Annotated in this window: 15 protein-coding genes; 12 read left to right on the forward strand and 3 right to left on the reverse strand. The window is 30.0% G+C overall.

The window, feature by feature from the left end; translation table 11 throughout:
- Nucleotides 1–55: 55 nt before the first annotated feature.
- From L1S46_RS13405 to ppdK, 8 genes are all read left to right on the forward strand, one after another.
- Nucleotides 56–2158 (forward strand): HD family phosphohydrolase, encoded by a 2103-nt coding sequence (locus L1S46_RS13405; RefSeq protein WP_238900256.1) that lies wholly within the window; start codon nt 56–58, stop codon nt 2156–2158.
- Between the two features lie 8 nt (nt 2159–2166).
- Entirely contained in the window at nt 2167–2670 is a 504-nt protein-coding gene (gene ybeY / locus L1S46_RS13410) for an rRNA maturation RNase YbeY (protein ID WP_238860493.1), read from the forward strand.
- A 35-nt stretch (nt 2671–2705) separates the two neighbouring features.
- The gene (locus L1S46_RS13415) at nt 2706–3407 is read left to right on the forward strand and encodes a diacylglycerol kinase (protein ID WP_011968187.1); all 702 of its coding nucleotides are present in this window, start codon (nt 2706–2708) and stop codon (nt 3405–3407) included.
- Nucleotides 3408–3662: 255 nt separating this feature from the next.
- The gene (era, locus tag L1S46_RS13420) at nt 3663–4559 is read left to right on the forward strand and encodes a GTPase Era (RefSeq protein ID WP_238860491.1); all 897 of its coding nucleotides are present in this window, start codon (nt 3663–3665) and stop codon (nt 4557–4559) included.
- Between the two features lie 64 nt (nt 4560–4623).
- Nucleotides 4624–5373: a DNA repair protein RecO gene (gene recO, locus L1S46_RS13425; protein ID WP_017211782.1), complete on the forward strand. Its 750-nt coding sequence runs from the start codon at nt 4624–4626 to the stop codon at nt 5371–5373.
- 6 nt (nt 5374–5379) lie between these two features.
- A complete protein-coding gene (locus L1S46_RS13430) occupies nt 5380–6009 on the forward strand; it encodes a DUF4342 domain-containing protein (protein ID WP_017211783.1) in 630 nt (209 codons plus the stop codon).
- 199 nt (nt 6010–6208) lie between these two features.
- Complete coding sequence (locus tag L1S46_RS13435; RefSeq protein ID WP_011968191.1) at nt 6209–6847, forward strand: helix-turn-helix transcriptional regulator; 639 nt, start codon at nt 6209–6211, stop codon at nt 6845–6847.
- A 242-nt stretch (nt 6848–7089) separates the two neighbouring features.
- Nucleotides 7090–9717, forward strand: a complete 2628-nt coding sequence (gene ppdK, locus L1S46_RS13440) for a pyruvate, phosphate dikinase (RefSeq protein ID WP_023974002.1) — start codon at nt 7090–7092, stop codon at nt 9715–9717.
- A 479-nt stretch (nt 9718–10196) separates the two neighbouring features.
- Here the strand turns inward: ppdK and L1S46_RS13445 are convergent, their stop codons facing one another.
- On the reverse strand, nt 10197–10808 hold the full coding sequence (locus L1S46_RS13445) for a helix-turn-helix domain-containing protein (protein ID WP_238900257.1): 612 nt from the start codon (nt 10806–10808) through the stop codon (nt 10197–10199).
- A 146-nt stretch (nt 10809–10954) separates the two neighbouring features.
- Between L1S46_RS13445 and L1S46_RS13450 the strand changes: the two genes are divergently transcribed.
- Entirely contained in the window at nt 10955–11938 is a 984-nt protein-coding gene (locus tag L1S46_RS13450; RefSeq protein WP_238860485.1) for an aldo/keto reductase, read from the forward strand.
- 354 nt (nt 11939–12292) lie between these two features.
- Here L1S46_RS13450 and L1S46_RS13455 read toward each other — a convergent pair whose 3' ends face one another.
- The gene (locus L1S46_RS13455) at nt 12293–13207 is read right to left on the reverse strand and encodes an AraC family transcriptional regulator (protein WP_238860483.1); all 915 of its coding nucleotides are present in this window, start codon (nt 13205–13207) and stop codon (nt 12293–12295) included.
- 381 nt (nt 13208–13588) lie between these two features.
- Between L1S46_RS13455 and L1S46_RS13460 the strand changes: the two genes are divergently transcribed.
- Together L1S46_RS13460 and L1S46_RS13465 are read left to right on the forward strand one after the other, a co-directional pair.
- Nucleotides 13589–14935 carry a glycosyl hydrolase family 28 protein gene (locus L1S46_RS13460; protein WP_238900258.1) on the forward strand — a complete coding sequence of 449 codons (1347 nt, stop codon included), beginning with the start codon at nt 13589–13591 and terminating at the stop codon, nt 14933–14935.
- Nucleotides 14936–14937: 2 nt separating this feature from the next.
- The gene (locus L1S46_RS13465; RefSeq protein ID WP_238860478.1) at nt 14938–15642 is read left to right on the forward strand and encodes a hypothetical protein; all 705 of its coding nucleotides are present in this window, start codon (nt 14938–14940) and stop codon (nt 15640–15642) included.
- Nucleotides 15643–15747: 105 nt separating this feature from the next.
- On the opposite strand, the gene L1S46_RS13470 is transcribed toward L1S46_RS13465, so the two are convergent.
- Nucleotides 15748–16815 carry a CotS family spore coat protein gene (locus L1S46_RS13470; RefSeq protein ID WP_011968193.1) on the reverse strand — a complete coding sequence of 356 codons (1068 nt, stop codon included), beginning with the start codon at nt 16813–16815 and terminating at the stop codon, nt 15748–15750.
- Nucleotides 16816–17144: 329 nt separating this feature from the next.
- Here L1S46_RS13470 and L1S46_RS13475 point away from each other — a divergent pair, with 329 nt between their 5' ends.
- A complete protein-coding gene (locus tag L1S46_RS13475; RefSeq protein ID WP_238900259.1) occupies nt 17145–18170 on the forward strand; it encodes a deoxyguanosinetriphosphate triphosphohydrolase in 1026 nt (341 codons plus the stop codon).
- Nucleotides 18171–18268 lie beyond the last annotated feature (98 nt).

Genomic DNA, 18268 nt, shown 5'->3' on the forward strand with positions numbered 1-18268 from the left:
ATTCAAAGTTGTTTTTATGCCTATTACTTATTATTAAGATGAAAAGGTGAATTACATGGATATAAAACAAAATAATAAATGGAAAAATAATAGAATTCAAAGAATTCTATTATTTATACTTGTATTTAGTATAGGCTATTTATTGCTTGTTACCGCAATAACTCCTAAGCAATATAGCTTAAAAGAAGGAGATATACCAAGAGTAGATATAAAAGCTCCAAGAGATATAGTGGATGAAAAAGCTACAAAGGAAAAGGAAGATCAAGCGGCTGAAAAGGTAGGGAAACAGTATACATCGAAGCCAGAAGTTAAGAAAGAAGCTGAGGATAATGTAAGGGCAGTGTTCGATAAAATTGTATCATTAAGCAATATGGCGAACTCTACCATAGCTGATAAGCAAGCTGAGCTTAAGAAATTAACTATATTTCAATTAACAGATGAACAATGTAAGGCATTGATAGGAATATCAAAAGATACTTTGCCTGGCATAGAAGACAAAATAGTAAATATAATTGACAATGCATATGAAAAAAATATACAGGAAAAAGACGAAGGTGCCTTAAAAGAAGCAAAAGGAGCTGTTTCAACTCAAATAGATAATTTAAACTTGGATAAAGATGTATCAAGTGCTTTAAAGCAAATAGCTCAAACACAAATAAACCCCAATGTTTTTTTTGATGAAGAAAAAACACAAGAAAAGATACAGGAAGTCAAGAAGAATGTATCTAAAGTAATAATAAAACAAAATCAGATTATAGTTAAAGAAGGAGAGCCTGTAACACAAGATCAAATTGATATTCTATCAGATCTTGGAATGCTTAACGATGAAAATGTAACAGCTTATGTATATATTTATTTAGCGCTTGCAATATTTTGGATGATAATATTGTTTCTTCAATATGGATATGTGAGAATAAATTATGGTGAAATATATAAGAACAATAAAAAGCTTATTCTTATAAGTACAATTAATTTGATTTCACTTGTGTTAGCTAGAACTGTAGGGGTTATATCGCCTTTTCTAATTCCGTTTGCGTGCGCGCCTATGATGCTTACGCTATTACTAAATTATAAGATATCATTTGTACTTAGCGCTTTAAATGCAATAGTTATAGGAGCATTAAATGGTTTTGATGTTCAGATTATTATTCTAGGAATAGTAAGTTCGGTATTAGGAGCGGCATTTTTGAAAAAGATGCAACAAAGAAATGAATTGCTATATTCAACATTGTATACTGCTGTTGTTACCGTAATACTTACATTGTCTACGGGAATATTAATATCGAGCAATTTCGGAGATGTGTTAGTAAAAGGTGGAATCACATTCATTGGAGGCCTTTTATCAGGTATATTTGCATTAGGAATATTACCGTTTTTAGAAGGTACATTTAATGAGGTTACTACATTAAAGCTGCTAGAATTATCAAATCCTAATACACCACTGTTAAAAAAATTATTAATGGAAGCTCCAGGAACATATCACCATAGTATGCTTGTTGCAAATCTCTCAGAAATGGCAGCAGAAGAAGTTGGTGCTAATTCGGTAATTACAAGGATAGGATCATATTATCATGATATTGGAAAAACAGAGAGGCCATATTTCTTTGGAGAGAATCAAATGGGGATAGATAATCCACATGAGAATATACCTCCAAATTTAAGTGCTATGATAATAAAATCTCATGTTAAAGATGGTCTGGAGTTAGCTAAAAAATATAAGCTTCCTAAGGTTATCCAAGATATTATATTAGAGCATCATGGTAAAACATTAGTAAAGTATTTTTACTATACTATGAAAAATAGTGCTGAAAACCCAGAGGAAATAAAAGAAGAAGATTATAGATATGAAGGCCCAATACCAAGCTCAAAAGAAGCTGGGATAGTAATGCTATCTGATAGTGTTGAAGCGGCTGTAAGATCAATTAAGAAACCTACTAAGGATGCAATTAACCAAATGGTTAATTGCATTATAGATGATAAATTATCATCAGGACAATTAAATGATTGTGATTTAACATTAAAAGATATAGAAAAAATAAGAGTATGTTTTTTGACTTCGTTAAATAGCATATACCATCAAAGAATAGAATACCCTAAAGAAAAAATGAAGGATTTCAATGATGAAAGCAATAAAGGTGAATTTAAAACTAAGGAGTAATTTAAATAATGATTTATGTAGATAATAGACAAAATAAAGTGGAAGCAAGTGAAAAATTAATAGAAAGATTAACAGAAGTAATAGAATTTACATTAAAAGAAGAGGAAGTAAATATGAAATGTGAAATTTCATTATTGTTCGTTGATAATAATGAAATAAAGGAAATTAATAATGAAACAAGAGGAATAAATAGAGAAACAGATGTATTATCTTTTCCTATGTTAGAATACGAAGATAAGAAAGTATTTAAGGATATGTATAAAGATTATAAGTTTTCTCAATCTGATTTTGATGGTGATGAACTTGTACTTGGAGATATAGTTCTTTCATTAGAAAAAGCATTAGAACAGAGTAAAGAATTTAATCATTCATATGAAAGGGAAGCCTCATACTTAGTTGTACATTCAGTATTGCATCTATTGGGATACGATCATATGGAGGATGATGATAAAATAATTATGAGAAGTAGAGAAGAAGATATTTTAAATAAACTTAACATAATCAGAGGGTAATATTTTTTATTATGTAATAGAAGTAGGGGTAAATAATGAAAATGAAAAAAACACTGGAAAGCTTCAATAATGCCATAACTGGGATTATCGATACTGTAAGAACTGAACGAAATATGAAAATCCATTTAATAGTGGCGTTAGTAGTACTAATTGCAAGCTTTTTCTTTGACATAACAAAATATGAGTTTCTGATATTAGCTGTTACAATAACTATGGTAATAGCTGCTGAACTTATAAATACAGCCATAGAGGCGACTATAGATATGACAACTAATTATTACCACCCTTTGGCTAAAATCGCTAAGAATGCGGCGGCAGGTGCGGTATTAATAACAGCCATAAATGCATTATTAGTTGGTTATATTATATTTTGGGATAGGCTCAGTAGATTTTCATTTTCTTTAATTAATAAAGTAAAGAATTCAGAGCCATATACGATATTGATTGTTCTAGTAATAGTATGTATAGTAACTATAATAGCGAAAGCAATATTTGGAGAAGGAACTCCGTTAAAAGGGGGAATGCCCAGTGGCCACAGTGCTTTGGGATTTTCAATAGCAACTGCAATATCATTAATAACGGAGGAACCAATTTGCATTCTATTGAGTTTTTTATTGGCGTTTATAACTGCACAAAGTAGAGTGGATTCAGAAGTTCATAGTATTTTAGAGGTAATAGTTGGAGCTATATTTGGTATATTATTAACTTTGTTTATTTTTACATTATTTAGGCTTTAATTAAATATAGAATAATAAAAATAATATTTATAGGAGAAGATATAAGATGAAATAAAACTTATATTGTCTCCTATTTCTTAAATTATAAGAATTAATGATTTAATTCATAAGGAAACAATTGGAAGCGATTATTAAATTATTATATGATCAAATTAAGAATAGTAGATTGTCAATTTACTTATAAATAGAGTATACTATTTGTAAAATAGGATAACGTTAGTTAAGCTTTTTTAAGCTTATTTTGAGGAGGAAAAAATGTTTAAATCAGGATTTGTTACAATAGTTGGAAGACCTAATGTAGGAAAATCGACTTTATTAAATTATATAATGGGGGAAAAGTTATCAATAGTTTCTAATAAACCTCAGACAACAAGAAATAACATACAAACAATATTGACAGGTGATGATTATCAAATGATATTTGTTGATACACCAGGTATACATAAACCTAAACATAAGTTAGGAGAATACATGGTAAATTCGGCAAAAGAATCTACTAAAGATGTTGATTTAGTATTATTCTTAACAAATCCAGATGAGGAGATTGGAAAGGGCGATAAATTTATATTAGAAACCTTAAGGGATAAAAAGTGTCCTGTATTTTTAGTTTTAAATAAGGTTGATGAAAGTACACAAGATAGAGTGGCAAAAAGTTTAGAAATGTATTCAAAAGAATTTAAATTTGCAGAGATAGTACCTATTTCTGCAATAAAAGGGAAAAACGTTGATGTATTAGTAGAACTTATGAAGAAAGCAATGCCAGAAGGACCTAAATATTATCCAGACGACATGATAACAGATGTTCAAGAAAAGTTTGTAGTATCAGAAATAATTAGAGAAAAAGCTTTAAGAACCTTGAGAGATGAAGTGCCTCATGGTATAGCAGTAGATATAATTCAAATGAAACAAAATGAAATAGGTACATATCATATAGAAGTAGATTTAATCTGTGAAAAAGATTCCCATAAAGGAATAATAATTGGAAAGAATGGTCAAACACTTAAAAGAATAGGCGAAAATTCAAGATATGAATTAGAAAGATTTTTAAGATCCAAGGTTAATCTAAAAATATGGGTGAAAGTTAGAAAAGAATGGAGAGATAATCAGCTTTTATTAAAAGAATTAGGATATAAAGCGAATTCAAAGAGATAGAGTATTAATTAGAAATAGATAATTAGCCTAACATATTATTTTTTTTATATATTCCAAGTGGGAGATGGTTGACCTGTCAATAGTTGAAACAAAAGCTGTAATTATAAAAACGCAAGATTTTAAAGAGAATGACAAACTAGTTTGGTTTTATACTGAGAAGTTAGGTAAAATTACAGCTATAGTTAGAGGCGCTAAAAAAAGTAAAAGTAAGTTCTTAGCATTGACATTGCCATTATGTTATGGAGAATATATGGTATATAAAGGTAAGAGCTTGTACACTCTTCAAGAAGGAAAAATAATTCAATCTTTTCAAGGACTTTTAAATGATTTACATAAACTTACATATTCCTCATACTTATGCGAATTAATAGATATTGCTTGTACTGATAATGAAATTAATATGGAACTTTTTAAGACATTGATTACAACATTATACCTACTGAATACAGATGCCCTGGATTACGAACTACTAATAAGAGCATTTGAATTAAGATTATTAAAAACAACTGGATATAATCTAACATTGAATAATTGTAGCGTATGTAGAAAAAAGATATCTTCATCTAATTATATAAGTTTATCCCACTATGGAGGTATATGTGATGAATGTCCCAAAGAACATGGAGTATTTATTTCAAAAGGTGCATATAATGCCTTGAGGTTTTTGATGAATATGGATATAGATAAATTATATAGACTAAATTTAAATCATGAAATAAAAAGTGAGATTGAAAAAGTAATTACTTTTTTAGTATCGAATAGCTATGCTAAAAAGCCTAAAAGTTTGGAGATGTTAAAATTTATTAAGGAGTGATGATTTATGGAAAATATAACATTAGAAAAAGTTGATATGATACGTGAGAGAACAGGAGTAAGCTATGAAAAGGCAAAGGAAGCTTTAGAAGTATGCGAAGGAGACGTATTAGAGGCTTTAATATACATTGAAAAGTCTCAAAAGTTATCAGATATTAATGATGAATTTGTTGATGAGGAAGTAAATAGGGCTCCTATATCTATAGAGGAACTAAGGGTTTTGATTAAACAAATAATAGAAAAGGGAAATGTTACTAGGATAAAGGTTAAGAAAGATGATAAGGAACTTGTAGATATTCCAGTTAATGCAGGAATTGCAGCAGGAGTTGTAGCTATTATAATTCCACCAATACTTGCAGCAGGAGTTATTGCGGCAATAGCGACTCAAATTACAATAGAGATAACTATGGAAGATGGATCTGTGGAAGTTGTAAACACGTATGTTTCAGAAATGGCAAGCAATGTTAAAAATAAAGCTACTGATTTTGCTGATAAAATTAAGACTAAGGTTAATGAAATGAAGAATGACATAGGTAAACATAGTGATGATTCAAAGCAAAAAGTATATACTGGTTCAGATACTGTATATACCTATACAGTTAATTTTGATGAAGAGAAAGAAAATTCAGAAAATTAAGTGATATTGAGAGTAATATAAAGAAAAATAGATATATCAGTGATATAAAATTAATATACAAGAAATATTTAGCGAATTTATTTGATTTTTCTGAAAATTAAGTCTAGTCAAACAATAATTACATGATATAATTAGAGAGTAGTAAAAATTAATGAATTTGAACTAAATATTTCTTGTATTTACAGAAAGAGGGATAAGATTGAAATTATCACCTAGGCAAGAAGAAATAGTATGCTTAGTAAAAGAAAATGCACCTATAACTAGTGAAGCTCTTGCAGAAAAAATTGGAGTTACTAGAGCTGCGCTCAGGGCTGATTTGGCGGTACTGACTATGATAGGAACTTTGGATGCTAGACCGAAGGTAGGATATGTATATACAGGAAAGACTTCTAATGGATTGATTTATTCAAACATTAACAAAATTAAAGTATCCGAAATAATGTCAAAACCTGTGACTGTCAGTGAAGATACGATGGTATATGATGCAATCGTATACCTATTTCTGAATGATGTAGGGACATTATTTATAGAAAATAATGGGGTGCTTACAGGTGCAGTCTCTAGAAAAGACTTTCTCAAAATTTCAATAGGGGGGACTGATATACATAGAGTTCCTGTTGGAGTAATTATGACAAGAATGCCAAATATAATTTGTGCGAATAAGAATGATAACGCATATGATTTGGCTAAGAAAATTATTGAACATGAGATCGATAGTATTCCGGTTGTTGAAATAATAGAAAAGTCTGATGGAAAAGATCAGATGAAGATAATCGGAAAGGTTTCTAAGACTAACATAACAAAATTATTTGTTAAAATTGGAGAAAATGAGAATTAATTAATTAAGGGTAACTACGAAGTCTTTAAGCATATGAAATAAAAAATAAGTCTATGATGCGATATATATTTCTTGTTAGACAAGGAAGTCTGTTTATCTCATAGTGGACTATTAGGTGAACAGACCGACGAAGTATAACAAGAAATAGATTAGCATGCTGATTTACTTTTTGTTGAATATGCTTAGGATAGGCATCGATAGTAAATATAGTGAGAAATAATAAGAAAAGAGGGAGTATTGAGATGTCAAATAAGTATGTATATCTTTTTAGTGAAGGAAATGCTTCAATGAAAAATCTACTTGGAGGAAAAGGCGCTAACTTAGCAGAAATGACTAGTCTAGGAATTCCAGTGCCAGATGGTTTTATTGTTACAACAGAATCTTGTAATAAATATTATGAAGATGGTAGAAAGATTTCTGATGAAATAATAGGTCAAATCTATGAAAGTTTATCAAAGCTTGAAGAATCTACAGGTAAGAAATTTGGAGATAATACAAATCCTTTACTAGTTTCAGTAAGATCTGGTGCAAGAGTTTCAATGCCGGGTATGATGGATACTATCTTAAACTTAGGATTAAATGATATAGCTGTAGAAGCAATGGCAGAATTGACCAATAATCCAAGATTTGCATATGATTCTTACAGAAGATTCATTCAAATGTTCTCTGATGTTGTTATGGGAATAGAAAAGAGATTATTCGAAAATAAGATTGATGAACTTAAGGAGAAGAAAGGTGTTGAATTTGATACAGATTTAACAGCAGATGATTTAAAAGAATTAGTTAGTGAATTCAAAGAAATCTACAAAAAAGAAAAGGGTGAGGAATTCCCAAGCGATCCTAAAGCTCAATTAATTGAAGCAATTACAGCGGTATTTAGATCATGGGATAATCCAAGAGCTATAGTATATAGAAGATTAAATGATATTCCAGGTGAATGGGGTACAGCTGTAAATGTGCAACAAATGGTATTTGGTAATAAGGGAGAAACATCAGGAACAGGAGTTGCATTCTCAAGAAACCCTGCAAATGGTGACAATGCTATATATGGTGAATATCTAATGAATGCACAAGGCGAAGATGTTGTTGCTGGTATTAGAACTCCACTTGAAATTGGAAAATTAAAAGAACAAAATCCAGAAATATATGCACAATTTGAAGGAATTGTTAACACACTAGAAGATCACTATAAAGATATGCAAGACATGGAGTTTACTATAGAAGAAGGTAAATTATATTTCTTACAAACTAGAAATGGTAAGAGAACAGCTCAAGCTGCTTTAAAGATTGCTGTTGATTTAGTAGAAGAAGGAATGCTAAGCAAGGAAGAAGCAATTTTAAAAGTTGAACCAAAACAATTAGATACATTATTACACCCTGCTTTTTATACTGAAGATTTAAAGAAAGCTACACCAATTGCAAAAGGATTACCTGCATCTCCTGGAGCTGCATGTGGTAAGATAGCATTTACTGCTGATGAAGCTAAAGATAGAGCAGCACTTGGAGAAGATGTTGTACTTGTAAGACTTGAAACTTCACCAGAAGATATAGAGGGAATGATAGCAGCACAAGGTATCCTTACAGTAAGAGGGGGAATGACTTCTCATGCTGCGGTTGTTGCAAGAGGAATGGGAACTTGTTGTGTAGCTGGATGTGGAACTATAAAAGTTGATGAAGTAAAGAGAACTGTAGAAGTTAACGGAAAAGTTTATACATCTGAAGACTACATTTCAATTGACGGTACTTCAGGAAATGTATATGGAGAAAAAATAAAAACAGTTACACCAGAAATTTCAGGACATTTTGCGACATTCATGGGATGGGCTGATGAAATAAGAAAATTGAAAGTTAGAGCTAATGCAGATAGTCCAAGAGATGCAAAACAAGCTGTTGAGTTTGGAGCAGAAGGCATAGGTCTTTGCAGAACAGAGCATATGTTCTTTGCAGAAGATAGAATTATGGCTGTAAGACAAATGATTACATCTAAAGACTTAGAACAAAGAAAAGTAGCTTTAGATAAGATTTTGCCAATGCAAAAGTCAGATTTCATAGGAATTTATGAAGCATTAGAAGGAAAAGCGGTTACAATAAGATTATTAGATCCACCTCTACATGAATTCTTGCCAACTGTGGATTCAGATATAAAAGAATTAGCAAGAGAAATGGGAATAACTTATGAGGAATTAAAATCTACTGTTTCAGAATTACATGAGTTTAATCCTATGATGGGTCATAGAGGATGCCGTCTTGCAGTTTCTTACCCTGAAATTGCTGAAATGCAAGCAAGAGCTATTATAGAGGCAGCAATAGAAGTTAAAACAACTAAAGGCTACGATATTGTACCTGAAATAATGATTCCATTAGTTGGAGAAATTAAAGAATTAAAATATGTTAAAGATGTAATTGTATCAACAGTTAAAGCTGTTATGGAAGAAAAAGGAGTAACTTTAGATTATAAGGTTGGAACTATGATTGAAATTCCAAGAGCAGCATTAACAGCTGATGAAATAGCAAAAGAAGCAGAATTCTTCTCATTTGGTACAAATGACTTAACTCAAATGACATTTGGATTCTCAAGAGATGATGCAGCTAAGTTCTTATCTGCTTATTATGAAAAGAAGATTTATGAACAAGATCCATTTGGTAAATTAGATCAAACAGGAGTTGGTTCTCTAATTAAAATAGCAGTAGAAAAAGGAAAATCTACTCGTTCAGATATCCATTTAGGAATCTGTGGAGAGCATGGTGGAGATCCTTCATCAATTGAATTCTGCCATAATATAGGACTTAACTATGTATCTTGTTCACCATTTAGAGTTCCACTAGCAAGACTTGCAGCAGCACAAGCGCAAGTAAAAAATCCAAGATAACTTTAAGAAATTAAAGCTTAAAGTGAATGAGTGAAAAATAAAGTATGGGTATTGGCCTTAAGAAATTTTAAGGTCGATACCTATTTTTATTCTACAGAAAATTATAGATAAATTGTAATAATATTTGGATATTAATACTAAGGCAATAAAAGTTAGGCAGATATTAAGAATGGATTTGCTGAGCACATATGTTTATATAACTAGAGTATATTTTATATATAAAAGTAAATTTCGTAATAGATGCGACAAGCTTTATACTATTAAATTGGCTAAGAAACAGCAATAAAATATGTTGAGGCATGGCATGGACAGCGTGTTTTCACAATACCAGAAGAATTAAGAGATTTTTTCCATGGTAGAAGAGAATGGAAAAAGAAGAGGAACATTCATATCTCATAGCAGATGATGAGTGTGCCCCCCTCTAGAGAGAGGCTACTATTGTTTAAGGGACATTTTATGGATGCCATACTTTATCTGTTCTAGATACTATAAGTTTTAGATATCTGCGTCTGTATCTCTTCACGAAATACTATTTTACCTTTTTCTGTGAGTATAGGATAGATTATGCTCCAAAAGCAGGTCATAATATCAACTTGACCTAACAAATCATTGGAAGGCATCCAATATATTTTAATCAAATTTAGTACCTCAATTATACCATTCATTTGTTCTGGAATTTCCTCTTTTATAATAAATCCGCTTTTTTGCAAAATAGTAAATGAACTCTGAAGTACTTCATGTCGTTTCTTTATATTAGATACCTGAATTTGATAAATTTGTGGACTTATTTTTGCGAGTTGATCAAAGTGACGATAATAGTAGGAGTTGTTTTCTTGATGCTGTATTCCATGGATAAAAAATTCATTTAATTCTACTAATGTCGTTGGAGTTTTGGGGATACTAAAATTCTTGTTTTGTTCAAGAATAACTGCTTCAATCAAGTCCTCTTTTTTTTTAAAATAATAGGTAAGATTTCCAACACTGATATTAATGGCATCTGCGATATTTCGCATAGAAACATTATTATACCCCTGCTCATTAAATAATTGTCTGCTAATTTCTAGGATTTCGCTTTTTCTGTCTTCATTCATAGCTATATCTCCTCAATTTGAATTACTGCTCTTATATTGACATGTTAGTACAGTTGTGCTAATATGTCAATATGTTAGTACAATCGTACTAATGCATAATCTAGAATTTTATATGAAGACTAAAGCGAATAAGGAGGTTCTTTATTATGAATTACAAAAAAAACGGAATTCAAATATCAAGACTTGGACTTGGATGTATGCGTATGACAAATACTACTGGATATGCTAATAAATCTGAAAGCATTGCTACAATCCATGCAGCCCTAGATGCTGGGATACAACTTATTAACACTGCAGATTTCTATAATAGCGGTTATAACGAAATGCTAATTGGAGAAGCATTGAACGGATATAAGCGAGACAAAGCGTTTATATCTGTAAAGTTTGGTGGGTTAAGCGATCCTAAAGGAAATTACTATGGTTTGGATGTAAGACCACTAACAATAAAGAACTATATCACTTATTCTCTTAAACGGTTAAAAGTGGATTACATAGATCTTTATCAACCTGGAAGAATTGATCTAGGAATACCTGTTGAGGAGACTATAGGAGCCATTTCAGATTTAGTTAAGGCTGGATATGTAAGGTATATTGGACTTTCAGAAGTTGATGCTGATACTTTAAGAAAGGCTAATTCAGTTCATCCAATAAGCTTTATAGAATCGGAATATTCTCTTTTCAATCGTAGAATAGAAACGGAAATTTTGCCTACAGCAAGGGAACTTGGAATTGGTGTTGTAGCTTTTGGGTCATTAGCTTATGGCTTGCTTGGAGGCAATTGGTCAAAAGAACGTAAAGTAGAGGGTGCTAATGCCAGAATTCCATTGTTTGCTAAAGAAAACATAGAGAAAAATCTATCTCTTGTTGAAGCATTACGTGAAATAGCCGAGGAAAAGCAAATTACTTTGTCACAGATTGCTGTTGCTTGGGTTTTAGCAAAAGGCGAGGACATTATACCGCTAATTGGTGCTAAAAAGGTGTCACAAATCCAAGATGCAATAAAAGCTGCGGATATTACTCTAAGTGAAAATGAAGTAAAACGAATTGAAGCGGCTATACCGGAAAGTGCCATAGCTGGAGCCGCTCAATCTAATGGATTGTTATTCAAAAATGGAGTAATGGTCCGTTAAGAATATTGTTATTAGGGGGAAATCAAACTACCACAGAAGGCTAAAAAAGGAATTTTTCATTAGACCTATGAGATATACGAGGGTTATTTAATATAAAGCAATAAATGTACAGTTTTCCTAAATAACAAAAGTGTTTTATAATGCTAAAAAAGTGACTTGGTCTATTATGATTGTAGCAGCACAATCGCAAGTAAAAAATACAAGATAACTATAAAAGATTATAATAAAGTAGCATATAAATCTTAGTAAAAGAATATTTAAAGCAAATTATATTATAAAAATATAGGGCATTGTAAGTTGAAATCACATGTGATTTTAATTACAATGCCCTTTTATGATTATGTTATTGAGTTATTATGGTGAACTTATTTTAGGATACAAGTTGGCTGATATTTTACGATATTGAGCTGGACTGATACCGTTAATTTTTATAAAATTTCGGAGAAAAGAAGAGTAGTTCCCAAAACCATAATGACTACTTATATAAGAAAAGGTTCTATTTGTATTTTTTATATCCTCGCAGGCACAAATCATCTTTTTATTTATTATATAATAATGAACAGTGATACCTGTTAAGTACTTAAATTTTCTTATAAAATGATATTTACTTATATTTAAATAGCTAACTAAATCATCTATAAGAATTTCATCTGTAATATGTTCATCTATGAAATAAGATACTTGATCTATTAACCGATGATGATTATTAGATAACAAATTATATATATTTTTTTGACATAGATTGCATAGACAGGTGAAGAAGATAGTTAAATTTGCTTTGTCAAATAAATCTTTGCCTTTAAAATCTTGCTTATCATCAAAATTAAATGTTGATATTTTGATTAGCGAATATTGGAGCATATCATTGTAGTAGCTAGGAAAGTGGTATGCGAAGTTATTAGTATTCTGACTATATTCAAAACATGAATAAAGTTTTAATGAACTGTCAGATAGTGAATCTAAATAAGATCTGCTAATCCATAAAATTAAACGTTTAGAATTGGTATGTATAGTATCGTTGTAGTTATACTTATGCATTATACCACTACTTATTAGAAGAAAATCACCACGCTTTAAGTAATATGTAGAATCATTTACAAGCATAGAACATTCTCCATCCAATATAAATACGACTTCATAGAAATCATGATAATGATAAGTATCTACAGTCATAGGGACGCCATGCTTTTCATAGATTTCGAAGTTATTTCCAACAATTTGCTTGTGATTATCGTCTTCTGAAAGATACTTGTTTGTAATTTTTCTCATAAAGGTTCACCCCGGTAATAAATTTTATTAAATATTTTTATAACCTAATAAATACAGATTTTTAATTATAAAAATAAGCTGAAAATATTTGTGCTATAAATTCAGTTAATCAATTTGCTGGATAGCAATATTTGCATGAAAGTAAGCAATTCCGATAATATATAAATACAATTTCTAAGAGTATAATAACAACTAAAAGGAAGTAAATAATTAGAGTCCATAAATATAACAATAGTTAATCATAATATGTAAGTATTAAACAAAAATGATTATTGAAGTGTTAATTGGCTATAATTATAGCATATTAGTATAGAGTTTTGTTTAGGTTAAATAGGATTATTGCTAGAAAGAAGCAGTATATAATAAAAGGAGAGAGAAGCGATGGTAGATTATGATATTTTGAATTATGGAGCACAACCAGATGGAAAAACGAATAATCGTGAAGTTATTCAAAGAGCAATTGATGAGTGTACTGAAAGTGGAGGTGGCAGAGTTGTTATTCCAGCAGGAAACTTTTTAAGTGGAACTTTGATTTTGAAGAGTAATGTTGACCTACACTTGGAAAGTGGAGCGATTTTAACAAGTAGTATTCGGCAGGAAGATATGATAGATTTTGCTAGAAATTTTAAAGATGAAAATGAAGACATTGGATGGGAAGGCGGATGTTTTCTATGTGCTTTTCATGAAGAAAATATAAGTATTACAGGTCTAGGAACAATTTACGGTCAAGGTGATAAAATATTTTATGATGATAACTCAGATGGAGGTTTTAATGAATGTCCCTTAAATATAAGAACAGAGCTGCGCCCAAGAACAACTTTTCTTGAAGATGTTAAAAATTTAGTTGTAAAGGATATTACATTTAAAGATGCAGCATTTTGGACTTTACATATGGCTGGATGTGAGCATGTTATCGTGAATGGAATAAAAATTTTAAACAATCAACGCGGAGCAAATAATGATGGTATAGATCCAGATACATGCAAAGATGTTGTTATAAGTAACTGCATTATCAAAGCAGGTGATGATGCTATAGTTGTAAAAAACTCTGAGCCTATGGCAGCTAAATATGGAAGTTGTGAGAATATTGTTATAAGCAACTGTGTGTTATATTCTCATGACAGTGCGCTAAAAATTGGAACAGAAACATTTAATGCAATTCGTAATGTCATATTAAGTGATTGCGTATTTTGTGATTGTTCACGTGGAGTTGGAATATGGGCAAGAGATGGTGCTATTATAGAGAATATTCATATACATCATATATCAGGTAACACTAAGCGATATGCAGATTGCCCAGAGAGAAGTTTCGCTCCGAGATGGTGGGGAAAAGGGGAGCCGATATTCATTAGTTCTACTTATAGAAATTCTAAGCATAAATTCCCAGGAAAGATTCGAAATATTACATTTGATCATATTTATATGAAATGTGAATCAAGTATATTTATTGCAGGTGAAGAAGACTCACGTATTAAGAATATATCTATACAAAATATTAATTTATCTATGGAAAAACAGGGAACTCAACCTGCTGATATTTTCGATGAGCAGCCTTCTGAACGTAATGTTTATCCTCATGCGATTCCAGTAGTTTACTCTAGATTTACTGATAATTTAGAAGTAGACGGAAGTGTAAAATATGTAGAACCTTATAATATAGTAGAGAATAGAATTTATGAAATAGAAGATTGCTCTAACGTTAATATTTCTATAAAGGAATGTGAATAATTATGAAAACAGTTTTGAGAGTTCATTATAGAGCAAATTTAAAAGATAATTGTGATAGTGGATTTTTTGAAAAAGCGTTAGAAGAATGTAAACAAAGAGTTTCACTTGAAATTAGTAATGGTAAAATATTGACATGTGCTATGTTTCACTATAAAAGTATGGCATTTTTATATATTGAAGTTATTACAGATAAAGAAATTTCAGAAGATGTAGATATCAATTATATCTATCACAAAGCAATAGAAAATATATTTGCGCCTCTTCAGAACTTTTTAAAAGTTTGGCCAGGCATCGAAGAGGATCGTGTTTGGGTTCAAATGTTCCACATTTATTGCTTTGCTTATCCTGAAAGTTTAGAAGAATGGAGAAGACCTATCCCACCACATAAAAGATGCGGACGAATTGCTATATTATACCCTGATAAACTGCATTCATATATATATCATCATTACGCTATTGTAAAAGAAGGATGCTTTAAAGGTGATAAATATCAATCAATTGCTATACATGAAAATATTGCTTTTCAATATTTTGAAACACCACGTGATCGATATATAACTAGTTTAAAAGGAAATTCATCACAAGAATCTATTGAACTGAAAAATTGGACAAACATGAGCCCCGAAAGTCATTTTATTCATTTACCTGGTTCAAATGGACAAAATTTTTTGGAAATTCCTTGTTATTTTTCAATTTCTGATAGTTAAATTCTTGCTTATTTAAAACAGTATTATCTTGATATAAGATAGTAAAAAAGGCCTCTTAAATTATAAATTTAAGAGGCCTTTCATATTAAGTTTACAGAAACAATTTCAAAGTAAAGTCATATTGAATTTTTTTTGTACTTGATTTATTATATCTAGCGCAAAATCATATTGAAGATTTGTTTTTGATGTCGCGTTTATTATTAAAGTTAAGAAAGCAGATTTATTACACTTGTGAATATTCCTATAGTAGTCTCTTGATATCCTCCAATATTTTTGCGGAAAGCAAATATAAGAAATTAAGTAACGTAAATCTGAGTGTGTTAAAGGACACAATTCATTATAGGCATCTAATATAGAGAGAGCTAACTCAACATTCCATTTTGTGTTTTCTCGTTTAAGTAATCTTCGCATAAAATATGCTAGATCTTTTGCACTGTAATCTACTTTGCACTTATCAAAATCTATCACCCAAGGATCTAGATCAGGAGGAAAAATTAGGTTTTTGTTTACATAGTCACCATGGCATAAAGATTTACTTAATTCATTATTGTCAATTTTATTTGATATGTCTAGAGAGAGTTTAGCAAGGCGTAAATTTATATCAAAACTTGAAATAAATTGTCTTGAAAATGAATCTTTGTATTTAAACGATTCATTTGATGCTTTAAGTAAATCTTCAAAATGTTTTAAGGTAGATATGTAATAATCCTCAAATCCTTCTTTTGCTGAACTTCCTAAAATAGGTCTAAATTTACGAGATACTGAATGAATCTCAGAGAGTTTTCTTACAGAGATTAAAACATGATCCAAATTATCGAAATTACATTTCTCACCCTCAATCCAAGGAGTTAATATAAAAAGCATATCTCGATAAGATACAAATCTATTATTATCAATTGTAGGTAAAAGTTTTGAGACCCTAATATTATTTCTATATAGCCACTCAATAGCTGAATATACATATAGCAAGTCATTCAAATTATAATAAACTTTTTTTAGACAGTAATTTTTATCTTTATAATTTACCCTATAAACTGCTCTTTGCTTATCAGTATCTTTAAATTTAATTATTGAAATCTGAGAGTTTTGTAAATTATAGTATGGTAAAACATTTTGTTTTATAATTTCTGGGGAAAGATTAGATTCTTGTAAAGATAAAACTTCAGTACCCATAAATACGCTCCTTTATAAGGTGATTTTTATTGAACTTTTATGATACAAGGTAAACTTTGATTGAAAGTTATACCTTTAAGTAAAATTAACATGTTTTTAAATTTTAATTAAGATATAGAAATATATATATAGGTAAGATTTCTATATAAAAAAATTCCTAATTATTAAATAATATTAATTTAATCTTAGTATTAGACTAAAAATAATAAAAAATAAAAATTAATGAATATAAAGATATTATTTTTTAGTTATTTGCAAATAATAAATATAGTTAATAAATAGAGGAATATAATGATATAGATAGAATACATAAAAAGAGGTGATAATATATGAATGTAAGAGAAAAAATTCAAAATTTTGAAAGCTTGACATTAATTAAAGAAGCTGCTTTTTCAAAAAATTCTATTGGCAGAAAAATTAGAGAAGAAGATGATGATATTAGAACTTGTTATATGCTTGATAGAGATAGAATTATTCAAAGCAAATCATTCAGACGCCTCAAGCATAAAACACAAGTATATATAAAAACATTTGGAGATCATTATAGGACTAGATTAACTCATACATTAGAGGTATCTCAAGTTGCAAGAAATATTGGATCTGGAATCGGATTAAATGAAAATTTAATTGAAGCTATAGCGTTAGGGCATGATCTTGGGCATGTTGCTTTTGCACACAATGGAGAAGAAGTGCTAAATGAATACTTAGAAGATGGATTCCGTCACAATGAACAAAGCGTTAGAGTTGTTACTAAACTCGAAAATAACGGGCAGGGACTTAATCTAACTGAAGAAGTAATTAATGGAATATTAAATCATAGTGGGCTTGGGAGCGTTAAAGATATAATTACATTAGAAGGAATAGTGGTGAAATTTAGCGATAAAATGGCGTACTTGAATCATGACATTGATGATTCTATAAGAGCAGGTTTATTAAGCAAAGAAGAGATTCCAAGAGAAATTGTTAAAGTATTTGGAGATACTTCAAACGAAAGATTAAATGTCTTAATTAAAGATTTTATAAAAAAATCAAATGATAATCTCAACAATGGGGTAAAGGAAATTGGGTTAAGTCCAGAAATAAGTGAAGCAATGACTGAACTTAGACAATTTATGTTTAAAAATATATATTTAGGGGATACATTAAAGGTTGAAAGAAATAAGGCGAAATTTGTTTTAAATCAATTAATTAAACATTTTGAGGAAAATCCTTATGAGATGCCAGATATTTATGTGAGCATAGCTAAAAACGAAGGCTTGAAACGAGGAGTTGCTGATTATGTGGCGGGAATGAGTGATGATTATTGCTTATCACTATTTAATAAAATATTTATCCCTAAGTTTGTAATAGATTAATTATATATGGGATTCATGTCTTAGAAAGTTTAAAATTATAATGAATTTAATAATATTCTCAATGAATAAAGATTTGCAATAAAAAAAGAGGATTTTAA

Source organism: Clostridium sp. YIM B02500 (genome assembly GCF_022324665.1).
In the GTDB taxonomy this organism is placed as follows: domain Bacteria; phylum Bacillota; class Clostridia; order Clostridiales; family Clostridiaceae; genus Clostridium; species Clostridium beijerinckii.